The sequence below is a fragment of the Methylobacterium sp. WL18 genome (assembly GCF_008040015.1).
In the GTDB taxonomy this organism is placed as follows: domain Bacteria; phylum Pseudomonadota; class Alphaproteobacteria; order Rhizobiales; family Beijerinckiaceae; genus Methylobacterium; species Methylobacterium mesophilicum.
Genome location: NZ_VRVD01000507.1, coordinates 1 through 3,430 on the forward strand (window position 1 = coordinate 1; position 3,430 = coordinate 3,430).

Consider the following 3,430-nt stretch of genomic DNA (forward strand, 5'->3'; position numbering starts at 1 on the left):
GCGCCGGCCGCCGCAGTCTCCGGGTCCGGCGGGACGGAATCGCCGAAGAACGGCACCGCGTCGCTGCCGCCGGCGCCGTTGCCGGAACCGTGGGGCTTGGCGCCCGGCAGCAGCGCCGGATCGGGCTTCACCGCCTCGGGGTCGACATGCAGCATCTGGGCGATGCGGCGGGTGAGGGTGTTGAACTCCATCGCCTTGAGGAATCCGACGAGCTTTTGCGGGTCGGGCTCGGGGACGCGCAGATCGTCCAGGTCGACTGGGACCGCCACATCCTCCACCAGAGCCACCAGCTTGCGCGACAGCTTGGCCTGCTCGACATTTGCGAGCAGCGTTTCGCGGCGCTTGGGCTGCTTGATCTCGCCCGCCCGCTCCAAGAGCGCCTCGAGGCTGCCGAACTCCTTGATCAGGGCCGCGGCGGTCTTCAGGCCGATGCCGGGCACGCCGGGGACGTTGTCGGAGGTGTCGCCGATCAGCGCCAGCGCGTCGCCGATCTGGTTGGGCTGCAGCCCCTCCCACTTGGCGATGATCGCCTCGACGTCGAGGTTGCGCTCGGGCCGATAGCCGGCCTTGCCCTTGGCGCCGGATTCGAAATCGTAGAACCGGACCAGCGGCCCGACGAGCTGCATCAAATCCTTGTCGGACGAGACGATGATGACGCCCGCGCCCCGTGCCTCCGCCTGCCGCGTGTAGGTGGCGATCAGGTCGTCCGCCTCGTAGCGCACCAGTTCCACCGCGTGCAGGCCGAAGGCCCGCACGGCGTCGCGCATCAGCGGCATCTGACGCTTGAGGTCGTCCGGCGCGTCGGGGCGGTGGCCCTTGTAGTCCGGGAACATCTCCTTGCGGAACGAGCCCTCGGACTTGTCGAAGATGATGCCGAGATGGGTCGGCATGATGCCGGCCGCGCCCTCCTGCAGGAACTGGGCGATCTTCGTGCAGAACAGCCGCACGGCGCCGGTGGGCAGCCCGTCCGAGGGACGCGAATTGTACTTCTGGTCCTGGTTGATCGACTGGAAATAGGCCCGGAAGATGAACGACGAGCCGTCGACCAGGATCACCTGATCGCCCGGGCCGACTTTTTTGGGACTTGCGGCGGCGGTCTCGACGGTCATGGGCGCAGGCGTCTCGGGGCGATCAGGGCTCGGGCACGCGGTCCAGCTCGGCACGGCAGGCCGCGACGAGAACGGGCAGTTCGTCGTGGACGGTGAGCCAGACGATGTCCAGAGTCACGCTGTCGTAGCCGTGGCGGTCGACGTTGCCAGCCCCGGCGATCTGACGCCACGGCACCTGGGGATGCCGGGCCTTCGCGGCGGCGCTCAGCCGGCGGCTCGCCTCCGAGATGATCTCCAGGCAGCGCACGAGGGCCTAGTAAGTCCGCTCGTCAGCCGCGAACGTCGGAAACATGAACCCAGCCACGAAGGCGACGGCCCGCTGCGCGTTGGCGACGATATCTGAGCAGGCGGCGCGGTCGCGCTCAGAAGGCGACAAGGGCATCGCGCTCGGCCCGCTCCCGGATCCGATCTTTCAGGCCGTCGCGGTTGGCGACATCGACGCGGATCGGAAACAGGTCGGCGATGAACCCGGTGACACCGACATAGTCGTACACGTCACGGACGACCTCGGTGTCGATATCGATCATCACATCGGGATCGCTTCCCGAATGCCCCTCCCCCCGGGCGATCGAGCCGAACAGGGCAGCATGTCGAACGCCGCGGCTTCGCAACGCGGCCTCGTTGGCGCGCAAGATCGCAATGGCGGCCTGACTGTCCATCCAGCAATGTTGATCCGGAACGCCCGCGCGCTGAAGGCTGAGCCAGCGCCAAAAAGAGAGCGGCGCAACTCTCAACAGGATGCCGATCACGCGGCCAATTCGCGCCCGATCTCCTCCACCCGCCGCAGGTCGTCCACGAACGCCGCGTAGGCTTCCGCCTTGGCCTCGTCGGGCAGGCGCAGCAGGTAGGACGGGTGGACCGTGATGAAGCCCTGGAAGCGGTTGTCGAAGCGGTCGAACCGGAACGGTCCGCGCGCCCGGGTAATCGGCACCGCCTTGCCGGTGAGTGCCAGCACCGCGGTGGCGCCGAGCGCGACCACGAGCTTCGGGGCCACGAAGTCGAGTTCCCGGTCGAGCCACCAGCGGTAATGGCTGACCTCCCCGGCCGTGGGCTTCTGGTGGATGCGACGCTTGCCGCGCTCCTCGAACTTGAAATGCTTGACCGCGTTCGTGAGGTAGCTCGCCCCCCGGTCGAGCCCGGCCTCCGCCATGGCCCGCGAGAGCAGCTGCCCCGCCGGCCCCACGAAGGGGCGGCCCTGCCGATCCTCCTGGTCGCCCGGCTGCTCGCCCACGAAAGCGATCGCGGCGCCGACCGGCCCTTCGCCGAGAACCGCCTGCGTGGCGCCCGGGACCAGCGGCTCGGTGCGCTTGATGATCGCGTTCAGTTCGTCGAGCGTCTTCGGGTCCTGGTCGGCCATGGCGGCGACGGCGCGGGCGGGTTCGCGGCGTGTGGGCACGGTCGGCTCCCTCTCGATCATGGCTTCGGTCCGCCCCGCCGCCGCCCGCACGAGGGCGGGGATCGCGGCGGTCTCGGGCATGTTGCGCCAGTACTTCTTGGGCATCTCCGCCCGCATCGCCTTCAGGTTGGTCCGGGCCGGGTTGAACGTGCTCTCGTAGTAGGTCTGCCAGCCGGCCTCGAAGCCGTCGCCCTCGGGCAGCGCCGTCCGGTCCCCGGGTGGGCCGTAGGTCAAGGTGTCCGTATCCCAATGCGCCGAGCCGTCGGGCGTCAGGATCGACCAGCGCATGCCGCGAAAGCGCGCGACGAAGAACGGCGCGGCCGCCTCCAGGATGTGATGGTCGGGCTCGAACCACGCCACGAAATGCTCGCCGCCCGAATCCTCGGCGCGGCGGAAGCGCAGGAAGGCGTGCATCTTGTGCAGGTCACGCCCGATCGCCTTCGCCATCCGGTGCAGGCGGTGGACCAGGGGATCGCTGCCGACCTCCATCAGGTGCCGCTCGCCCTGGCAGACCCGCCAGATCAGGGCGTAGAGCAGGCCGTAGCGCTCGGGATCACGGTGCGGGATCACCTGGGGGATCAACCCGGCGACGGCCTTGGGCAGGGCGAGCGGCGCGCTTGCAGCCTGAACCGACTCGGCGCCGAACAGGCCGGGCGAATCCGTCACCGACCACGTCACTGCCTCGGGCGGGACGCTCTGCGCGACGAGGCGGCGCGCGGCATCGCGAAAGCCGGTGAGATCGGCACCCGGACGCAGAAGGATGCTCTGCGGCGCGTGCGCATCCCCTCCCCCCTCTGCGGGGGAGGGTGGCCCCCGGAGGGGGTCGGGAGAGGGGAGCGCCGCATCCGGAGGAGTCGCGACGACCGCGCCATCCTGCATCGTCGCGCTGCCCCTCTCCCGACCCGGCCTGACGGCCGGCCCACCC

4 protein-coding genes are annotated in these 3,430 nt (G+C 69.6%); all 4 read right to left on the reverse strand.

Going from position 1 to position 3,430, the window contains the following annotated elements; genetic code table 11:
* Positions 1–1,109, reverse strand: a 1,109-nt coding sequence (locus tag FV228_RS23940) for a 5'-3' exonuclease H3TH domain-containing protein (RefSeq protein WP_281406526.1), incomplete at its 3' end; no start/stop codon positions are given.
* 22 nt (positions 1,110–1,131) lie between these two features.
* The gene (locus FV228_RS34400; RefSeq protein WP_246694013.1) at positions 1,132–1,356 is read right to left on the reverse strand and encodes a HepT-like ribonuclease domain-containing protein; all 225 of its coding nucleotides are present in this window, start codon (positions 1,354–1,356) and stop codon (positions 1,132–1,134) included.
* A gap of 115 nt (positions 1,357–1,471) precedes the next feature.
* Positions 1,472–1,858, reverse strand: a complete 387-nt coding sequence (locus tag FV228_RS23950) for a nucleotidyltransferase domain-containing protein (protein WP_246694014.1) — start codon at positions 1,856–1,858, stop codon at positions 1,472–1,474.
* A complete protein-coding gene (locus FV228_RS23955) occupies positions 1,855–3,384 on the reverse strand; it encodes a UdgX family uracil-DNA binding protein (protein WP_147856851.1) in 1,530 nt (509 codons plus the stop codon). Before FV228_RS23955 ends, FV228_RS23950 begins: the two co-directional genes overlap by 4 nt.
* Between the last annotated feature and the right edge of the window lie 46 nt (positions 3,385–3,430).